Here is an 18,921-nt window from a genome sequence, read left to right on the forward strand (position 1 = left end):
CTTAAAATGAACTTAACTTAAATTGAAAGGAGAAAGAACCAATGAAGAATAATTTATCTACAAATCAAAGTTCTCGTTGGCAAAGCTGGTGCCTATAGGTCGCATTACTAGTATAGATGCGACTTATGATGCAATCTTAAGCGCATCTGTACCGGCTTCTTTCTCACGAATAAATAAGCCTGTGCGGATAAGATTCAGACACCACAGGCCATTAGACGGGTAACCTGTGTGTTTGGGTTATCCGTTTTTTTATTGCATTTATTTACCATCTTTAACCAAAAAGGAGATCTAATTATGAAAAGACTTTACACAGTCATTTTTGTCTTAGTTATATTACTAGGATTTGGTTTTTATCAAGAAAAGCAACCTCACAAGATAAGTCGTGATCACACCCCTACTGTTGGGATTTTACAACTTACTGAGCATCCTGCCTTAGACGCCATTCACAAAGGAATTATTGATGGATTAAAGCAATCTGGTTATACACCTGGTAAGAATATTAATATCGACTTTCAAAATGCCGAAGGTGATCAAGGTAATTTAAAGACAATGAGTTCTAAGTTCGCAACCGAGAACGTCGATATGTCAATTGGTATCACCACCCCATCAGCACAAGTTTTAGCTAACACCGTGAAAAACGCTCCACTTATTCTAGGTGCGATTACTGATCCTAAGTCAGCTGGACTTGTTGATTCAAACGAACACCCTGGTCGACAAGTTACCGGTGTTTCAGATTTCCCTCCAATGAAAGAAGAATTAAAGCTAATTAAAGAAATTATGCCTAATTTACATACTCTAGGGGTAATTTACACATCAAGTGATGATTCAGCCACATCTCAATATCACCAATTCGTCGAACTATGCAAGAAAGAACACGTTAACGTTAAAGGCTACTCAATCTCAAACACTAACGACCTAAACCAAGTTGCTACTCAAATGGTGCAAAATGTTGACGCTGTCTATGTACCAAATGACAACACAGTTGCTTCAGCCATTCAAACGCTAGTAAACGTTGCTAACACTAAAAACGTTCCAGTCTTTCCTACTGCTTCAACTGTTGTTAAGCAAGGTGCTTTAGCTACTATTGGTTTAAACCAATACAAACTAGGTGTACAAACTGGTAAGATGGCTGCTCGTGTCCTAAAGGGTGCTAACCCAGCTGATATGCCAATCGAAAAACTAAGCCATGGTGACTTAGCAATAAACTTAGGCCAAGCAAAGAAACTTGGTATCAAGATTCCTGACTACCTACTTAAGGAAGCCAAAAGAAACGGAGTGATTTACAAATGAGTTTAATTATTTCAGCAATCGGACAGGGACTATTATGGTCCGTAATCGGAATCGGTCTTTACCTAACATTTAGAATTCTAGACTTTCCTGATATGACCGTTGAAGGAACTTTTCCAATGGGTGCTGCCACTGCCGTTACAGCAATTGCTCATGGAATAAATCCAATTTTAGCCACCATTCTAGCCTTCTTGGTTGGATGTGTTGCTGGTCTTGTTACCGGTCTACTATACACTAAGGCAAAGATTCCTGTATTACTTGCCGGAATCTTAGTGATGACAGCTTCATACTCTATCGATCTACGCATCATGGGAAAACCTAACCAATCATTATTAGGTCTACCTACTTTACTAAGCGGCAAATTCTTACAATCCCTACCACCTTACTTCGATAGTGTCTTTGTTGGTTTCATTGTCATCACCGTAGTAACGTTAATTCTTATTTACTTCTTACAAACTGATTTAGGTCAAGCATTCATCGCAACCGGTGATAACGAAAACATGGCTGAATCACTAGGTATTAATACGGATAATATGAAAATCATGGGTGTGAGTGTATCTAACGGACTAATCGCTCTAGGTGGTGCTTTAGTTGCTCAAAACAACGGTTACTCTGACGTTAATATGGGTATTGGTATCATTGTTGTTGCCCTAGCTTCAATCATCATTGGTGAAGTTATTTTCGGTGATTTAACGATGAACCAACGTCTAGTTGCTGTCATTGTCGGTAGTATCTTATACCGTCTAGTATTACTGTTAGTTCTACAACTTGGTTTCAACGCCAACGACTTAAACTTAATCTCATCAATACTACTTGCAATTTTCATGGGTCTTCCTGCATTCGAAAGTCGATTCCATCTAAAACATGTCTTGAAGAGGGGGCTAAAAAATGACTAAGACAATCTTTCAATTAAAAAACGTCGTAAAGACCGTTAACGAAGATACTCCAGAAGAATTAAACATTTTAGATCACATTGACCTAGATATTCACGAAGGAGACTTCATCACCATCTTAGGATCAAACGGTGCTGGTAAGTCCACTTTATTTAATACCATTGGTGGTAATCTTCGCCCCACTTCTGGTCAAGTTATTTACAAGGAAAAAGACATCACTAACATGTCAGTTGTTAAACGTACATCATTTTTAAGCCGTGTCTTCCAAGACCCTAAACTAGGAACTGCTCCTCGTATGACAGTTGCGGAAAACTTATTGCTTGCTGAAAAACGTGGTGATCACCATCACCTAGTTCCTCGTAAGTTAAAGGGAGAAATGAAACGTTTCAAAGATATCACTGCGAAAATGAACAACAACCTAGATCATCGCTTAAATACAGCAACAGGCAGTCTATCTGGGGGTCAACGTCAAGCGTTGAGCTTTCTAATGGCAACCATCAAAAAGCCTGGGATTTTACTGTTAGATGAACACACAGCTGCTCTAGACCCTAAGACATCTCAAAACCTAATGGATATAACCGAAGAAACCATTAAGGAACAAAACCTAACTTGTCTTATGATTACCCACCACCTAGAAGATGCTTTGAAGTACGGAAATCGTCTATTGGTACTACACCAAGGAAAGATTTCATACGACATCTCAGGCGAGGACAAGAAAAAACTAACCAAAGAAGAACTACTTACATTCTTCAACGATATCCAATAAAAAGAAGGCATCAATAGATGCCTTCTTTTTATTTGTCTTATTTTTCATAAATTTTGACAAGACCTTGAGTTCCGTCGTTGCCTAATTGATAATCATTAACCATCTTTTCATATAGTTGCTTGGCTAATTTTGTAGCTGGTAAATCGATGTGCATTTCTTCAGCACCTTGAAGTGCAATTCGTAAATCCTTCAAAAAATGCTTAGCAGAAAAACCTGGCGCAAAGTCACCCTTCAGTATACGTGGGCCATAGTTATCTAAGCTCCAGTTATCAGCACTACCACTTGATACTGTATCCATCATTGAAGCTAGATTCAATCCAGCGGATTTACCATATTCATACATTTCGACCATTCCTGTCATTGTTCCAGCAATCATGATTTGATTTGCCATCTTAGTATGTTGGCCCTTACCAGGACCACCAAAAAGTTTTACTTGGCTTCCCATCGTATCTAAAATTGGTTTGACCTTATCAAAAGTGGTTTGATTACCACCAACCATGATGGTTAAGCTACCATTTTTAGCACCAACATCACCACCGGAAACAGGTGCATCCAATGTTTCGATTCCCTTCTTTTGACCTTCAGCAAAAATTTCTTCATCTAATTTTGGTGTTGAAGTGGTTGAATCAATCAAGATAGTATCTGAATTAGCACCCTTGAATAATCCCTTATCACCAAAGTAAATTTCTTTTACATCATCAGGGAAACCAGCAATTGTGATCACAACATCTGAAGATTGGGCAATCTGTTCTGGCGTATCCAACCATTTAGCACCATTGTCGATTACGCTTTGTGCATGTGCCTTTGTCCGGTTGAATACATTTACCACATATCCTGCTTTCAATAAATTGTTAATCATTGAAGACCCCATCACACCGGTTCCGATAAATCCAATTGTCATGTTTCATCCCTCCTTATGGAAACTCTATAGCTATTTATCCATGTCTTCAAACATTTAGCTTAATTCCTATCATGTTCAATATTTGTTATAATGTATATGCAAATCTTTTTTCCGAATGGAGGATTATTATTATGAATAATGGTGACAATGACAACCGTATTCGTAAATATACTTTCGATGATACATTTATGAACTCCGAAAATAATCAGTCAAATTCAAATCACATTTGGCCAATTATTATCTTTATCGTCGTTGTGGCTGCATTAATCTTAGGCGGGGTAAAAGCCGTTACCTACTTCACTAGCAACCATGACAATCAAACCACTAAGATGACTCAATCAAGTAATCAAAGTAGTTCAAGTTCAGATGAATCAAATACATCCGAACAAAGTAAGAATAACCAAAATAAGAGTAATTCATCAAACCAATCAAAGAAAAAAACAATGTTTGATGGTACTCACATCTTTAGTTCTGTTGCTGATGCGCAAAACTACGCGAAGGCAACACAAAGTCAGTGGATCCAAGAAGGTTACCAAACATACACCGTTTCAGCCGATTCGCAAGGTTATTACATCTTAAAATTTGTTAGATAGGAGGATTATTCTTGAAAGTAAACGTTAAACTAGATAACAACCGTCTACCAGACAAGTACACCCGTCATGCAGCTGAGGAATTTAAGCAAAACGATTTTCCAATTGTTTCATTTCCTTTCTCTATTGAAGATGTTCCTGCTGATACAAAAGAAATTGCCTTTGCACTAACTGATTTAGATTCAATTCCCGTATGTGGTTTTGAGTGGATTCATTGGTTAGTCGCTGGTCTAGATGGTAAGGACGTAATTGTTCCTGAAAACGCGAGTCAAAAAAATCCATTACACTGGATTCAAGGTAATAATAGTTCGGCTGGTCACATCTATAACCTAGGTGATCAACCTATCAGTCACAAATACATGGGACCTAAACCACCAAGTGGTGTTCATGATTACACATTGACAGTTTATGCGTTAGACCAAAAGCTAAACTTCAAGGATGGTTTCTGGTACAACGAACTAATTCATAACATCGATGGTCACATTATCGAACAAGTAAAAGTCGATTTACCTGTTGAAAACTAAAAAAAGGCGCTGCCAATTTGGCAACGCCTTTTTATTTTTATATTATAGTCGAGCAATTCGTTGAGCTTCATCTTCTAGTCTAAAACACAAGTCTAATGCGTCTTTCTTGAAGTCTTCAACAAAGCTTTCACCATTTGATTTAAATTCAGCAATTTGACGACCGGAAATACCAGTAACTGTAAATGTCACTCCATCATCAGCTAACTTAGAAGTGTCGTAATGACCTTCTTCCGCTTCTTCTAGGTAATCTTGAAATAAATCAGCAACTGCTTGGAAGATTACCTCTTCTTCGGTTACTTTGTGTCCATCGATTAACATACGAGCCATCTTTAATTTTACTTCGTCCATGTTTTCTGGAATTAACTCACTCATTATTAACACCATCCTTAAATGATATTTTATCATAATCCATAATCATTTTTAGAAAATAAAGCGTAAAAAAATGAAATCACTTTTTCAATCATGTTATTATCTTATTATAAAGGAGTGTTCGAAAATGAAAATCGGAATTATCGGTGCTGGCCCTCGTGGCCTGTTAATGCTAAACAATTTGATTCAAAACTTTGAATCATCTAATAATGACAATTTAACAATTCATCTCTTCGACCGTGCCGTTGCAGGTGGACGTGTCTGGAAAGTTAAACAACCAATTAGTCTAATTATGAATACCCCTGCTAATGAGCTATCATTATTCAATGATGGACAAAAAGATGCTTTAAGTATTTCAGAATGGTGTCAATCAAATATCTCAAATGATTTTATCAACAGCCTAGATGTTGATAACAAAGACGAGTTACTAACAGCTGTTGATAAAATTAACGACAGAAGTTACGTTCCTCGTGCAATTTGCGGGGCTTACTGCCAGTGGTTCTTCCAACAATTAGTTAATCAAATCAAGAACAATGACAACATCAATTTGGCTGTCCACTTCAACCAAAATGTGGATAACGTCGAAAAGGTTAAGGATGATTCTTTCGTTGTATCTGTGGGTGATGTGGATTACCCTGTTGATAAACTATTATTTAGTCTAGGTCAACAAGAAAACAAGTTAACCAAAGACCAAGAATCACTTCAAAAGTACGCTAAGGATTATGGATTAACATACATCCTACCTGGTGAAGCTGATGAAGCAGATTTATCAACAATTACCAGTGATCAAAATGTGATTATTCGTGGAATGGGGCTAAGTTTTAATGACTTCGTATCCCGTCTAACCGAAGGCCGCGGTGGATACTTCACTGACAATGGCGACAATACCCTAACTTACCATGCTTCAGGTGATGAGCCTGCCATCTATGCAGGTTCTAGACGTGGTGTTCCTTACTATCCTAAGGCAATTAGTCAGAAAGCATTCAATGAAAACTATCCTGCTGTCTTTTTAACTAATGAAAATGTGGATAAACACCTAAAAAATGGTCACATCTCATTTGAAGATTTCCACATGTTATTAAGATTGGATATTGAGTATCGTTACTATAGCTTCTTATTTAACCTAAAGCACCCAGAAATTGATGTTGAAGACTTCCAAATGAAGTTTAAACAAACTGATAATCATAACGCTTTAATCGGTAGTTACCACCTACCAACCGAAGAAGTTCTTGATTGGGATAAGATTTTGAACCCGGTGGCAGGTGTAAAGATATCCACATTGGATAACTATCAAGAACACATCAAAATCTGGTTAAAAGAAATGATTGATGACGCATTACTAGGATCTAAAACTGGTCCTGTCATAGGTTCACTAGAAATGCTTCGTGATCTTCGTGACAACATTCGTTATGTTTTATCTAATCACTTATTCACAAACGACGATTTAGTGAATAAGTACCTAGGTCGTTTTTCTTCTGACATGAAGTTCCTATCACAAGGTGCTCCAGCGGTTCGCAGCCAAGAAATACTTGCATTGATGGATGCCGGTATCGTGAAGATTATCGGTCCTCAAATGCAAGTAATTGGGGCCAATCATAAGTTCATAACTCGTTCCGCGTTCTACGGTGAAGAAATTATTCACGGTGATGCTTTAATTGAAGCACGTACCAATGCTCCTGTTACAAAGGTTTCCGCTAATCCAGTAATTACTAGTATGATGTCTAATGGATTAATCAAACCACTTCCAATCACCCTATCAGATGGTGAAACTGTGGAAAACTCATCTGTGGATATTGATATTAAGACTGATCAAGTAGTTGACCAACCAAACTTATACACATGGGGATTAAATACCGAAGGTTTATACTTTGTCACCTCTGCTATTCCTCGTCCTGGGGTAAATGATTCGATTTTAACTGCTGCAGACGATATTGCAAAAGGACTATTAGACATCCCTGTTGAAAACCCAACTATTTATATGTAAATAAAAAAAGCCATTCTATTGAATGGCTTTTTTATTTTAGTTTTTCTTTTCTATCGATAATAAACTTGGCAAAGTGTTGACTAGCAATTGGTAATTCTTCTCTGCTTTTGTACACAATCGCAACCGGTCTATTAATATTTGGCTTAACCGGCTTACTTATGACATTAAAATCAGTACGACGATATACTAATTCAGATAAAATGCTAACGCCTAAACCAGCTTCAACCATCGCCATAATCGTGTAATCATCTTGTATCTTGTATCTAACATTTGGTGTTACTCCTGAACGTTTAAATGCCTCAAGTGGTTCACTATATCCGCCACCTTCAACTAAAATAAAAGGATCATCTGCTAATGATTCAATTGGCACAGCCTCTGCATCGGCATATGGATGGTTAACTGGAATAAATGCATTCATGTTGGTATTGTGGATAATCGTCTTATTAAAGCCCTCTCCATATTCAGCAGTCATGATGGCAAAGTCAATTTGGTCTGTTTTCAACCAATCAATTATAGTACCGTAGTCACCTTGGTTTAAAACGAAATTAATCTGTGGATAAAGTTCCTTAAATTCTTTGAATAAATCTGGCAACCAGTAACAACTAACACTGGTAATCGCCCCAATTCTGACCGTTCCTGATTGAAGACCATTAATAGCGTTAGCGGTATCAATTAATCCCTGATATTGACGAAGTGCCTGTCTAATATGTGGATAAAGTTTTTCCCCATCAGGAGTTAATTCCACTCCTGATCTAGACCGTTTTAGGATGTGCATATTAAATTCTTTTTCCAAATTAGACATCATTTGACTAACAGATGATTGGGTATATCCCAACTGTTCTGCTGCTTTAGTGAAACTCTTATTCTGTAATACTGCTTCTAGTACAATAAATCGATTCATCTTATATCATCTTTTCTTATGTAAACATTTAATTTATTAATTTTACTTATGTTGTTTCTCATTATATAGTTATTAATACAAATAAACAAGAAAAGGTGTTGATATCTATGCAAATATTTAAAAAAGAATCGGTTAGCAATTATTTAGAGGCCGATTCACGATTATCCAAGTCCTTAACCACTAAGGACTTAATCGGTCTAGGTATTGGTGCCGTCATTGGTACCGGGATTTTTATCCTTCCCGGTCATGAAGCTGCTAGTCATGCTGGACCTGCCGTCGCAATTGCCTTTTTAATGGCAGCCATCGTTTCCGGGTTAGTTGGTATGGCTTATGCTGAATTCTCGTCTGCGATGCCAATTGCTGGATCAGCTTATTCATTTGGTTCCGTTGTCTATGGTGAGATTGTTGGCTGGATTTTAGGTTGGGCCTTAATTCTTGAATACTTCCTAGCAGTATCTGCAGAAGCAACAGGTTTTGCTGCTTACTTCAATAACAATATTTTAGATGCTATCGGAATTCATTTACCTACTGCACTGCAAGCTAGTCCCATGGAAGGTGGTGTAATTAATATTTCAGCTGTATTGATTGTTGTAATCATTGCAGGTATTCTTCTAATGGGTTCTGAAATGTCTAAACGAGTTGAAAACTTTGCTGTAATTGTGAAAGTCGCAATCATCATTATTTTCATTATTATTGGTGCTTTCTACATTAAGACAAGTAACTATGTTCCTTTCTACCCTGCACAATTTCACTCAACTCCATTTGGTATGGGTGGTATCTTCACAGCAGCTGCAACTGTATTCTTTGCCTTTATTGGATTTGACGCACTAGCATCTAACTCTGCCGAAACAATTGATCCTGGTAAAAACGTTATTAAAGGAATCATTGGAACAGTTGTATTTGCAGTAGTTTTATATGTTGCCTTTTCAATGGTACTTACTGGAATTGTTAATTACAAAGAACTAAACGTGGATGATCCTGCTGCTTATGCACTTCAAATCATTCATCTATCAGCATTCAATAAATTAATTACTATCGGTGCTTTGTTTGGAATATTTACCGCTATGGTAACTATGTTTATCGGTGGTTCACGTCTTGTATACGCACTTGGTCGAGACGGTCTACTACCAAAGTTCATCGGTCGAGTTCATTCCAAGCATTCTGTACCAAAAAATGCAATTATCATTGCAACAATTGTTCAAGCTGTCTTTGCCGGACTTGTTCCATTGACTCAACTTGCATCACTAATTAATGCTGGAACATTGATTGCATTTGCATTTATTTCATTTGGTATAATCAAACTTCGTCGTAGAAAAGATATTAAAAACACTGGATTTAAGATGCCATGGTATCCATTCCTACCAATAGTTGCAGGTGTGTTCAGTATTTTCTTCATTATTATGCTCCCAGACATTACTAAGATTTCAGTTGGTATCTGGATTGTAATTGGATTTATCTTTTACTTTGTGTACGGAGTTCACCACTCGAAACTACAAAAACAAGACTAAATAAAAAAGCCCTGGATTTAATCCAGTGGCTTTTTATTTGTCGTTATAAATAAATGAATTATCCGGAATACGAATTAACGTATAACTCTTGAACTGACGTCTTGCATGTAATCCGATTCCATTCCAAAAACTGTCTTTATACGTAACGGTTACGTCAGCAACCCACGCTCTTTGGTATTTTCTGTCTAGCATCTTAGCTTCATTATCATTCCATCTAACCGCTGACTTTTGAACATTAATTTCGCTATTAGTACCAACTAGCACACTTGACGCTGAGCTTGATACTGATAAACGCTGTCCATTAACCAAATATGAGTAAGACTGATTCAAAGATGAATTATTCCCACTTTTGACCTTCACATAGTAAGAGCTGTTCCCATTGGTATCCAAAATTAATGGTTTGAAATCACGAGAAGTGACAACATTTGATCCATTAATGTTTGGATAGAATGTCTCAAAAGACATAAATCCAATCCCAGCAAATAACACGACGATTTGTGCAATCGTCTTTAAATGGTGAGTTAATGAAAAGTCGTAGTGCCCATTTATGATTAGCCTACTTCTTCTTACCCCGATGTTATGAATAATAAAAATTGCATAAATAAACAAAATTATCCAAAGAAGTAGGCCAACTATATTCCAGGCCGATTCCATAAATCTTCTCCTTTATACTAGTAATCAAAGATACCTTACCATTTTACACTATTTTAATAAAAATACAAAATTCTTATGCTAACTATTATTATTTCAATGATGAATCGTGATTATTCACCAGTTTTATTAACTTCGCAGTGTCAGAAAATTCAGCATAATCATTAACAACAACTGTAATCACTCGATCTTTTCCTGGTTGTTGAGCTGTCGCAACTAAACATAATCCAGCGGCAACAGTATATCCCGTTTTTAATCCATCAACGTGCAAACTTTCATCGTAGAAAGGTCTACCAGGTAGTAGACTATTTTCATTAAATAATGTCTGTCCATCTACAGTTTCATACACTTGTTTGGCATCATCAATTACTTTGGGATAAATTGACAGTACATGATCAGCAATGATTGCAATACTCTTTGCTGATATCATGTTGGCGTCGTTCTTGCCACCTACTTGATTATATCCAAATTTATCTAAATCATTATTTTCTAGACCAGATGAGGAAACAAATGTGGCGTCTAGGTGCCAAGCCTGAGCTTGTTCATTCATCATCTTGATAAACTTAACGTTAGAACCTGCCACCCATTGACCCAAAGCAATTGCCGCATTGTTTGATGATTGCACTAAAGCAGCTTTATAGAGATCTCTAACAGTGTATTTGTGGCCATTTTTAAACTTAAAACCACCTAATTCAACGTCATCCCCTAGTTTCTTTAATCCCTTGTTACTAGTGTCGACGACTTGATTCCATCCGTTAGTCTTTTCGGCTTTTTGAATCGTTAAATATAAGGTCATTAGTTTTGCTAATGACGCTACCTTAATCTTTTTATCCCCATTTTGAGAATAGATAATCTTATTGTTGCTAGCATCCAATGCCACAGCTGCACTCGCGTTCTTTACTTTATCTTGTGACACTTTCACTAAACTTGTCGTATATGTTTGTGAATCTTGTTGATAGTCAGGTTGATAACCTTTTTTTGAATTTGCTATTTTTGCGTATTCTTGGCGAATAAAAGAGAATGGATTACTGAATTGTTCGTATGCCCCTAATCCAATCGCCGCTACAAATATTATTGTTAGTCTTTTCACTGATTTCTTCATTCATATTTACTTCCATTTATCATAATTTCACTATCTAAAGTTACCACGAAATCGCTGTTACGACAAGGCATCTAGTGCTTTAAAATTATTAATAAAAATATAAGTATTGCATTTAATTTTAATAAATAGTATAGTTGATTTAAATTGATAATTAATGTTTGGGGTGCCGGCATTCGGCTGAGATTCATACCCATAGTACCTGATTCAGGATAATCCCTGCGAAGGAAAACAACCCTTTTATTTTTAATGCTTTACTAATTATAAAAATAAATTGGACTCCGAACACATATTGTTTGGGGTCCTTTTTTTCTGGAGGAAACTATGAAAAACACATGGTCACTTAGAAACATCATTTTACTTACATTAATCTCAATTATCTGTGGAATTATCTTTTTTGCCACAGGATTCTTATACAACGCAGTAAGTCTTGCACTTACTCCTTATGGTCTAGCACCTCTTGCTAACGATCTACTACTTGGTCTTTGGATAATGGCAGCCCCACTTGCTGGTTTTATCTTCAAACGTCCCGGTGCTCCATTCTTAGCTGAAGTGATTGGTGCCATCGTTGAAATGTTCTTAGGTGGACAATGGGGAGTTGAAACAGTAGTTACTGGTATCGAACAAGGTATTGCAACTGAATTAGGTTTTGTTGCCACTAAATACAAACACTTTGATTGGTTAGGTGTTATTGCAACTACCATCTCAACTACTGTTATTACATTTATCTATGACTGGTTCAAGAATGGTTACAACGCTTATGCTATTCACCTACTTATCATTATGTTTATTGTCAGATTCATTTCTATTTTCATCTTTGGTGGTGTGTTATCTAAACTTATCGCCAACATGTTGGAAAAGAGTCACGTTATCAAATAATAGGAGTGTCATTTTTTGAATAACTTATCGATTAACAATTTGACATACCAATACACTGGTACTTCGAATCCGACTTTTAAAAGGGTTAGCCTGGACTTCGAATCTAATCAAATGTCGTTGATATACAGTCCTTCTGGATCTGGTAAATCAACGCTTTTGAAAACAATCGCAGGATTTTATCCACAATACAACGACGGTACAATTAACGGCGTTATCAATTTTAATAATCAAAACATCTCAGAATTTTCAGAATGGCAATTACGTCAGACTATTTCCATGATGTTTCAAGATCCAATGCAACAATTCTGTATGACTACCGTGGAAGACGAATTCATCTTCACACTAGAAAATCTTCAGATTCAACCTGATAAAATGGATCAAATTATTGAAGATGCTCTTTCTTTTACTCATACTAATGATTTAAGAAAACGTGATTTCAAGACTCTTTCCGGTGGAGAAAAGCAAAAAGTTGCGCTAAGTATTATCGTAGCAATTAACGCTCCTGTAATTCTATTGGACGAACCATTCGCTAATGTCGATATCAAATCTCGTCTGGAACTAATTAGTCTATTGAGCCAGCTAAAAGAATCAGGCAAGATTGTCATCGGTATCGATCACGATCTTATGGGATACGAAAATCAAATCGATCAGTTAATTGGCTTTGATGAAGACGACACAACGTTTAAACCATTAGATGATGCGGCAGTGTTTAAATTATTTAATCAATTTAAAGACTCCACAAATCGTCCACTAACAAGCGAAGTTGTTGGAGAACCCATAATTAACTGTTTAGATTTATCAATTGCCAACTATGACATGCATTTAATAAATCATTTAGATTTAGACTTAATTAAAGCAAAAACAACCTTAATTACCGGTCCAAACGGATGTGGTAAATCAAGTTTGTTCAAAACATTTATCAAGCAACACGATTTTGATGGTGAAATTAATTTTAACCACAAATCAATTCGTAAAATCCGTTTAAACAAATACTTACAAAGCGTTGGAATGATTTTCCAAGAATCAACCAAGCAATTCATTAAAATCACCGTTGAAGACGAATTAGAACTATCCAAGAAGAACGCATTCAACAACTGGTTTGACGACAAACAAATCACAGAATTCACTCACCGTCTTGGTCTAGACGAGTTGTCCGATCGTGTCATTTACTCTTTAAGTGATGGCCAAAAAAAACGACTACAAATCCTAAGCATGGTCATGATGGGACACTCACTTCTTCTTTTAGACGAACCTTTTAATGGTATCAACATTGAATATGTTGCTGTGGTTGTTGATTTATTGAATCAAGCAAAACAAAATGGTCAATCTCAATTACTTATATCTCACCAAACACATGGTCTAGAAAACTTAATTGATTACCATTTATCCTTTGATAATCACAAACTATCTTATCAGGAGGCCTTTTAATGAATCCCGTATTAAAACTACTGATGATGTTAGTGATTGCACTGGAAATCTCATTCACAACATCAGTTAGACTAAATCTAGTTATTTTTATCGTTAGTCTAATTTATCTAATCTTTTTCGCTTCTTTCAAGCGAATTATATACTTATTATTCGTTACATTAATTCCAGCGATCGGAATTTATTTCGCTCAAAAGATTAATGGTAATTATCAATATGGTATCTTATTGGTGACACGTCTATATGCGTTTGTCACTCTCGGTGGCACCTACACTTGTAAAACATCCATCGAGGATTTGGCTGGCAGTCTGGAACAAAACTTTCGCGTCCCCAGCAAATTTGCCTACGGAGTCATGGGAGCCTTTAACCTGATTGAAACTATCAAACAAGAAATAATTGATATCAAGTTAGCTGCTAAAATGAGAAACGTACACTTATCGTATATTTCACCTACCCTTTACTTCAAGTCAATCTTAGCTGCGATGAACTGGTCCACCCTACTAGCCCAAGGAATGAATTCGCATTTATTTGTTGAAGGAAGTAGCAGAACCCATTTCAAAAAAATAACAATTAAAATTACTGACTACCTAATTTTGATAGTCGTGCTTATTGTTATCCAAATTATCCTAATTTTTTAGACTTTATTTTTCTACTTATACTAAAATAAGTTATAATGTAATTGTCGGATGGATTTTGTTAGGAGGGTTCTTATGAATCGTAAATTGAATAAGATTGCTGAAGAAATTGTTACTTATCAAAAAAATAATGATATTCCAGATACATTATTGGCTTATAACCTACATTTTAGTGTAGAAGAGTTGCATGAAATTAAGAGCATGCGTAGATCTCCAAATCAGGATGAAGTAAATATAATCAAACAAAAATTAGGCTAAGCAAAAAGGAACCCGAAAAATCGGGTTCCTTTTTTATTACATATCACCTTTTCTTCTTAGGCGTTGTTCATCTAAATAAGCATAGATGTATTCAAAACCAACTTCAACGATGTCATTTAAAGGAATCTTTTGACCATAGATGAAAAAGTTAACAGTTTCGTCCAATAGACTGAACTTCATTGATTCAGGTCCAATCTTTTCTGGATACCCCAAGAAGTTACTGCCGGACTTCAATTGTAATCTAATCAATTGGTGCTTATTCATCGATTGAGTCAAGATAGCATTTAAATTATCCTCAGTACTGTCGAATTCTCGTGAATCGTTTAATACCGGTTGTGAAGCATTATTGTCAGCGATGCTTTGGTCCTTCATTAGTTGAACCAATTCAAGATAATCATTACCAATAGTTACACGTTCAATGCCATTCATTCGAATAAAGACATATCCACCAAATTGTCCTGACATGTCAACAACTTTTAGGATGGCTCCACTGTCGTTTAACATGATAACCTCACCAACGTAGAAGAAATGATCATTGTATCTACAGCGGACTTCTACTAGCTTGTGATGATGAAATGAGTCGTTCAACAAATCAATAATGTTGTTGATTGATTCAGCTGTCTTAGCAATGTTATTTTCTTTAACTTTATCCATCACCTTACTCATGACGCTAAGTTCACGACCCTGAAATTCAATAATCATGCTTTGATTAAAACCCATGGTTACCAATTCATTTTGCATGAAATCAAACTTATTTATACGCAAGAATTTGAATGAATCATTGCTAATTTTCTTAACCATCCCCGTGTAAAAACGTTCTGCTTCATTGTCGTGAATTAGGATGACCTCTTGGTTTAAGTATGCTTGAATTAGAATTTGTGGAAACAAGTTATTATTGGAATCAAAGTGTAGTTCGCTTGGTTTGGATTCCATTAATCCTTCATCCTTTGCAATTAGCATCTTTTCATTGATGCTGTCTAAATCTTCACTTTGACGTTCCACACTTTCAATAATAGCAGTTTTCATTGCGACGTATCCGTCGGCTAAACCACTTGATTCATATGTGGCAATTATTACCTCATCGTTGTTATAAGATTCAATATATCCGGTATAGAATATATCACCAGTGTTTAGGTAAATATTTACCAGTTGTTTCTTACTCATTGCTGCATTTAAATCTGCAATGATAGAGTTCATAAACATCCCTCACTCTATGATATTGCGTTACTCATAAATCTAGCTAACTCTTCGCCAGACTTGTGCGCACTTAACGCAATAATTAATTTAATTCGTGCTTTTTGACCGTTTAAGCCATGACAAAACTTCAATCCCATTTCTTCTAGTTGGATTCCTCCACCTTCATAGGCATAAATATCTTGGGCAACCCCACTTAGACATCTAGAAACCAGAATGACCGGAATGTTTCTGTCTACTAGACGTTTAACTGAATCTAATGTTTCTGGAGGTAAATTACCAGCTCCAAGTCCTTCGATGACTAGCCCATTAGTTTGGTCATTGTCCAGTGCATCGAATAAAGTACCGTCCATTCCAGCAAAAGCCTTGATTAAGTAAACATGATCAACTAGAGAATCAACATTCACAACTTCACTTTGAATTAGTTCTTGATAAAATGTTGGTTCGTGTTTAGAAATTATTCCGATTGGACCAAATGTTGGTGTTCTAAAAGTAGCCACGTTTGTAGTATGGGTCTTAGTAACGTATCTTGCGGTATGAATTTCATCATTCATTGCGACTAATACACCCTTATTTTTTGCTTGTGGACTGGCTGCTGTCGCTGCAGCATTCAATAGATTGTAAAGACCGTCTGATCCAATTTCGTTTGATGAACGCATTGCTCCAGTTACGACAACTGGAAAATCATTAGCTAAAGTTAAGTCTAAGAAGTATGCCGTTTCTTCCAGCGTATCGGTACCATGAGTAACCACAACTCCATCATATCCTTGTTTCTTGGCTTCTTTGATACGATTAGCAATTTCAAGCATTCTATCAGGGGTCATATGTGGAGATGGTAAGTTAAAAATCTCCTCATTGGTAATATCGATTCCTTGATTTAATAAATTATCTTGTTGATTAGCGATTGGATTTTGTTCATTTTGGACAACTTCCCCGCTTTCGTCTTGAGACATTGAAATAGTTCCACCAGTGTGAATTGCTAAAATATGCTTCAAGATTATCCCCCCTCGTTTCTATCAAATAGTACTTTCCATTGTACATTATATTTGTGAAAGTGAACAATTATATTCATTATAAGGATTGCTTTTTTTTAGAAATTCGTCTAATATTGAATTACAAAATTAAATCAGTTATTGCCTATATATTTACCATAATAAGGTTGGTAAGTTTCTACCCGAAACCGTAAAGTTCGGACTATAAGCAAAAAGATGAAGGTCTCTTTGCTTTTTCAAGCAACGAGGCTTTTTTTATTTTTCAGGGTAATAATTAAATATTAGGAGGAATTTTGTTTGGATAATCATGAAAGCAATTTGCAACAGGTATCTCAAGTTAAAGCCGCAATATTAGGTTTCCAACACTTGTTAGCAATGTATTCAGGTGACGTTATCGTCCCATTGCTAATTGGTGCTTTCTTACACTTCAATGCAGCTCAAATGACTTACCTGGTTTCTGCAGATATTTTTATGTGTGGGATTGCCACACTATTACAACTTAAGAAGACCCCACTTACTGGGATTGGTCTTCCTGTTGTATTGGGATGTGCGGTACAAGTTATCACACCACTTGAAACTATTGGTGGTACTTTAGGTGTCGCATATATTTATGGAGCTATTATTTGTTCAGGTTTATTCGTATTTCTAATCTCAGGACTTTTCGCAAAACTTCGTAAGTTCTTCCCACCAGTTGTTACTGGTTCACTAATTACCATCATTGGTTTCTCATTAGTACCAGTTGCCGTTCAAAACTTAGGTGGTGGAAATGCTTCAGCTAAGAACTTCGCCGATCCACACGATTTAATCGTTGGTCTAATTACCATGGCCGTTATTATTTTAATTAACATCTTTGGAAAAGGTTTCTTTAGATCAATCTCGGTATTGGTCGGAATGGTAGTTGGAACTGTGATTGCCTATGCACTTGGCATGATTTCATTTGCTTCTGTTGCACAAGCTAGTTGGTTCCACTTCCCACAACCATTCTACTTCGGTACACCACACTTCAGTTGGTCTGCTATTCTAACAATGATTTTAGTATCACTAACCACTATGGTGGAATCAACCGGTGTCTTCTTGGCACTTGGTGATTTAACTGGTCGTAAATTAAGCGAAAAAGACCTAGCTAATGGTTACCGTGCAGAAGGTATCGCCGCTATGCTTGGTGGTATCTTCAACACCTTCCCATACTCAACTTTCTCAGAAAACGTTGGTGTGGTTCAACTATCAGGTATTAAGACAAAACGTCCAATCTACTATGCTGGATTATTCCTATTAATTTTAGGACTACTTCCTAAAGCCGGTGCAATAGCAACTGTAATTCCAAGTTCAGTGCTTGGTGGTGCCATGGTTGTAATGTTTGGTATGGTTGGTGTTCAAGGTATCCGTATTTTACAAAACGTTGACTTCAACAAAAATGCTAACCTTTTAATCGTTGCCCTATCAGTTGGTACTGGTATTGGTGTAACAGTTTACCCACAAATCTTCAGATCACTTCCACAAGCTGCTCAAATCATCTTAGACAATGGTATCGTTGTTGGTGGTTTCCTAGCTGTCCTATTAAGTTTCTTATTTAGCTTAACTGGTCAAATTGAATTGGAAGATTAATCAATGTAAAATGATAACCATCATGTATAATATGCATGATGGTTATTTTTTTGGAGGAAATTATGGATAATAACGAAAGATTTTACGAACCCAAAAACTCAAAAGATGCAATGCGTTTTATCGAACGTTTATTCAACTCATACAAGGACTCTCCCTTGACTCAATCACTATTGGTTTACCACCAAAAGTTGATTAATCAATTGAGAGACAATATTGAACCCGCTGCTAAAACCGAAGGAATTGAAAGTCGTGTTAAAGCAGCCCAAAACATGCAACGTATCATGGCTGACTGGGTACAAATCAAGATGGCCGGAAAACCTTATAATGGTCGTATGCACCACTTTGATTTCCAGCCTGATTCAGCTCAACAAAAATTCAAACGAAACAACATTAAACTTTCAAATAACGGTGGTCATCAATCAAGCCGCCACTAAAAAAAGCCGCTTTTACAAGCGACTTT

At 36.4% G+C, this 18,921-nt stretch carries 20 protein-coding genes and 2 riboswitches; of the genes, 13 read left to right on the plus strand and 7 right to left on the minus strand.

Annotated features, from left to right (window positions below; all coding sequences use genetic code 11):
- The first annotated feature begins 294 nt into the window (after positions 1–294).
- From trpX to FD688_RS04645, 3 genes are read left to right on the plus strand one after another with little or no spacing between them, the layout of a single operon-like run.
- On the plus strand, positions 295–1,290 hold the full coding sequence (gene trpX / locus FD688_RS04635; protein WP_138741984.1) for a tryptophan ABC transporter substrate-binding protein: 996 nt from the start codon (positions 295–297) through the stop codon (positions 1,288–1,290).
- Positions 1,287–2,183 carry an ABC transporter permease gene (locus tag FD688_RS04640; RefSeq protein WP_138741985.1) on the plus strand — a complete coding sequence of 299 codons (897 nt, stop codon included), beginning with the start codon at positions 1,287–1,289 and terminating at the stop codon, positions 2,181–2,183. Before trpX ends, FD688_RS04640 begins: the two co-directional genes overlap by 4 nt.
- Positions 2,176–2,946: an ABC transporter ATP-binding protein gene (locus FD688_RS04645; RefSeq protein ID WP_138741986.1), complete on the plus strand. Its 771-nt coding sequence runs from the start codon at positions 2,176–2,178 to the stop codon at positions 2,944–2,946. Before FD688_RS04640 ends, FD688_RS04645 begins: the two co-directional genes overlap by 8 nt.
- Positions 2,947–2,983: 37 nt before the next feature.
- On the opposite strand, the gene FD688_RS04650 is transcribed toward FD688_RS04645, so the two are convergent.
- Positions 2,984–3,847, minus strand: coding sequence for an NAD(P)-dependent oxidoreductase (locus FD688_RS04650; RefSeq protein ID WP_138741987.1), 864 nt, complete (start codon positions 3,845–3,847; stop codon positions 2,984–2,986).
- Positions 3,848–3,978: 131 nt separating this feature from the next.
- On the opposite strand from FD688_RS04650, the gene FD688_RS04655 reads away from it, so the two are divergent.
- Complete coding sequence (locus FD688_RS04655) at positions 3,979–4,440, plus strand: hypothetical protein (protein WP_138741988.1); 462 nt, start codon at positions 3,979–3,981, stop codon at positions 4,438–4,440.
- 11 nt (positions 4,441–4,451) lie between these two features.
- Complete coding sequence (locus tag FD688_RS04660; RefSeq protein ID WP_054608360.1) at positions 4,452–4,961, plus strand: YbhB/YbcL family Raf kinase inhibitor-like protein; 510 nt, start codon at positions 4,452–4,454, stop codon at positions 4,959–4,961.
- 42 nt (positions 4,962–5,003) lie between these two features.
- Here FD688_RS04660 and FD688_RS04665 read toward each other — a convergent pair whose 3' ends face one another.
- The gene (locus tag FD688_RS04665) at positions 5,004–5,333 is read right to left on the minus strand and encodes a hypothetical protein (RefSeq protein WP_041152962.1); all 330 of its coding nucleotides are present in this window, start codon (positions 5,331–5,333) and stop codon (positions 5,004–5,006) included.
- A gap of 124 nt (positions 5,334–5,457) precedes the next feature.
- Here FD688_RS04665 and FD688_RS04670 point away from each other — a divergent pair, with 124 nt between their 5' ends.
- Positions 5,458–7,314, plus strand: coding sequence for an FAD/NAD(P)-binding protein (locus tag FD688_RS04670; RefSeq protein WP_190242909.1), 1,857 nt, complete (start codon positions 5,458–5,460; stop codon positions 7,312–7,314).
- Positions 7,315–7,345: 31 nt separating this feature from the next.
- Here FD688_RS04670 and FD688_RS04675 read toward each other — a convergent pair whose 3' ends face one another.
- The gene (locus FD688_RS04675; protein WP_138741990.1) at positions 7,346–8,215 is read right to left on the minus strand and encodes a LysR family transcriptional regulator; all 870 of its coding nucleotides are present in this window, start codon (positions 8,213–8,215) and stop codon (positions 7,346–7,348) included.
- A gap of 107 nt (positions 8,216–8,322) precedes the next feature.
- Between FD688_RS04675 and FD688_RS04680 the strand changes: the two genes are divergently transcribed.
- A complete protein-coding gene (locus FD688_RS04680; protein ID WP_138741991.1) occupies positions 8,323–9,723 on the plus strand; it encodes an APC family permease in 1,401 nt (466 codons plus the stop codon).
- A gap of 33 nt (positions 9,724–9,756) precedes the next feature.
- Here the strand turns inward: FD688_RS04680 and FD688_RS04685 are convergent, their stop codons facing one another.
- Together FD688_RS04685 and FD688_RS04690 are read right to left on the minus strand one after the other, a co-directional pair.
- A complete protein-coding gene (locus tag FD688_RS04685; RefSeq protein WP_138741992.1) occupies positions 9,757–10,377 on the minus strand; it encodes an LVIS_2131 family protein in 621 nt (206 codons plus the stop codon).
- 88 nt (positions 10,378–10,465) lie between these two features.
- Positions 10,466–11,476, minus strand: a complete 1,011-nt coding sequence (locus FD688_RS04690; protein ID WP_138741993.1) for a D-alanyl-D-alanine carboxypeptidase family protein — start codon at positions 11,474–11,476, stop codon at positions 10,466–10,468.
- Positions 11,477–11,625: 149 nt separating this feature from the next.
- Positions 11,626–11,720: riboswitch (TPP riboswitch) on the plus strand.
- Between the two features lie 77 nt (positions 11,721–11,797).
- On the opposite strand from FD688_RS04690, the gene FD688_RS04695 reads away from it, so the two are divergent.
- The 4 genes from FD688_RS04695 (at position 11,798) to FD688_RS04710 (ending at position 14,670) form a co-directional block, all read left to right on the plus strand.
- Complete coding sequence (locus FD688_RS04695; protein ID WP_054608370.1) at positions 11,798–12,352, plus strand: ECF transporter S component; 555 nt, start codon at positions 11,798–11,800, stop codon at positions 12,350–12,352.
- 15 nt (positions 12,353–12,367) lie between these two features.
- The gene (locus FD688_RS04700) at positions 12,368–13,780 is read left to right on the plus strand and encodes an ATP-binding cassette domain-containing protein (protein WP_138741994.1); all 1,413 of its coding nucleotides are present in this window, start codon (positions 12,368–12,370) and stop codon (positions 13,778–13,780) included.
- On the plus strand, positions 13,780–14,415 hold the full coding sequence (locus FD688_RS04705) for an energy-coupling factor transporter transmembrane component T family protein (RefSeq protein WP_138741995.1): 636 nt from the start codon (positions 13,780–13,782) through the stop codon (positions 14,413–14,415). The genes FD688_RS04700 and FD688_RS04705 overlap by 1 nt, the downstream gene beginning before the upstream one ends.
- A 72-nt stretch (positions 14,416–14,487) precedes the next feature.
- Complete coding sequence (locus tag FD688_RS04710; RefSeq protein WP_138741996.1) at positions 14,488–14,670, plus strand: LBP_cg2779 family protein; 183 nt, start codon at positions 14,488–14,490, stop codon at positions 14,668–14,670.
- A gap of 36 nt (positions 14,671–14,706) precedes the next feature.
- On the opposite strand, the gene FD688_RS04715 is transcribed toward FD688_RS04710, so the two are convergent.
- Positions 14,707–15,867: a hypothetical protein gene (locus tag FD688_RS04715; RefSeq protein ID WP_138741997.1), complete on the minus strand. Its 1,161-nt coding sequence runs from the start codon at positions 15,865–15,867 to the stop codon at positions 14,707–14,709.
- Between the two features lie 14 nt (positions 15,868–15,881).
- Positions 15,882–16,862, minus strand: coding sequence for an asparaginase (locus FD688_RS04720; protein ID WP_318530881.1), 981 nt, complete (start codon positions 16,860–16,862; stop codon positions 15,882–15,884).
- 119 nt (positions 16,863–16,981) lie between these two features.
- Positions 16,982–17,081, plus strand: a riboswitch (purine riboswitch).
- Positions 17,082–17,153: 72 nt separating this feature from the next.
- Here FD688_RS04720 and FD688_RS04725 point away from each other — a divergent pair.
- Positions 17,154–18,461, plus strand: coding sequence for a nucleobase:cation symporter-2 family protein (locus tag FD688_RS04725; protein WP_225426106.1), 1,308 nt, complete (start codon positions 17,154–17,156; stop codon positions 18,459–18,461).
- 62 nt (positions 18,462–18,523) lie between these two features.
- Entirely contained in the window at positions 18,524–18,895 is a 372-nt protein-coding gene (locus tag FD688_RS04730) for a hypothetical protein (protein WP_053791993.1), read from the plus strand.
- Positions 18,896–18,921: the final 26 nt, after the last annotated feature.

Origin of the sequence: Apilactobacillus kunkeei (assembly GCF_005930975.1) — a bacterium.
Taxonomy (GTDB): domain Bacteria; phylum Bacillota; class Bacilli; order Lactobacillales; family Lactobacillaceae; genus Apilactobacillus; species Apilactobacillus kunkeei_E.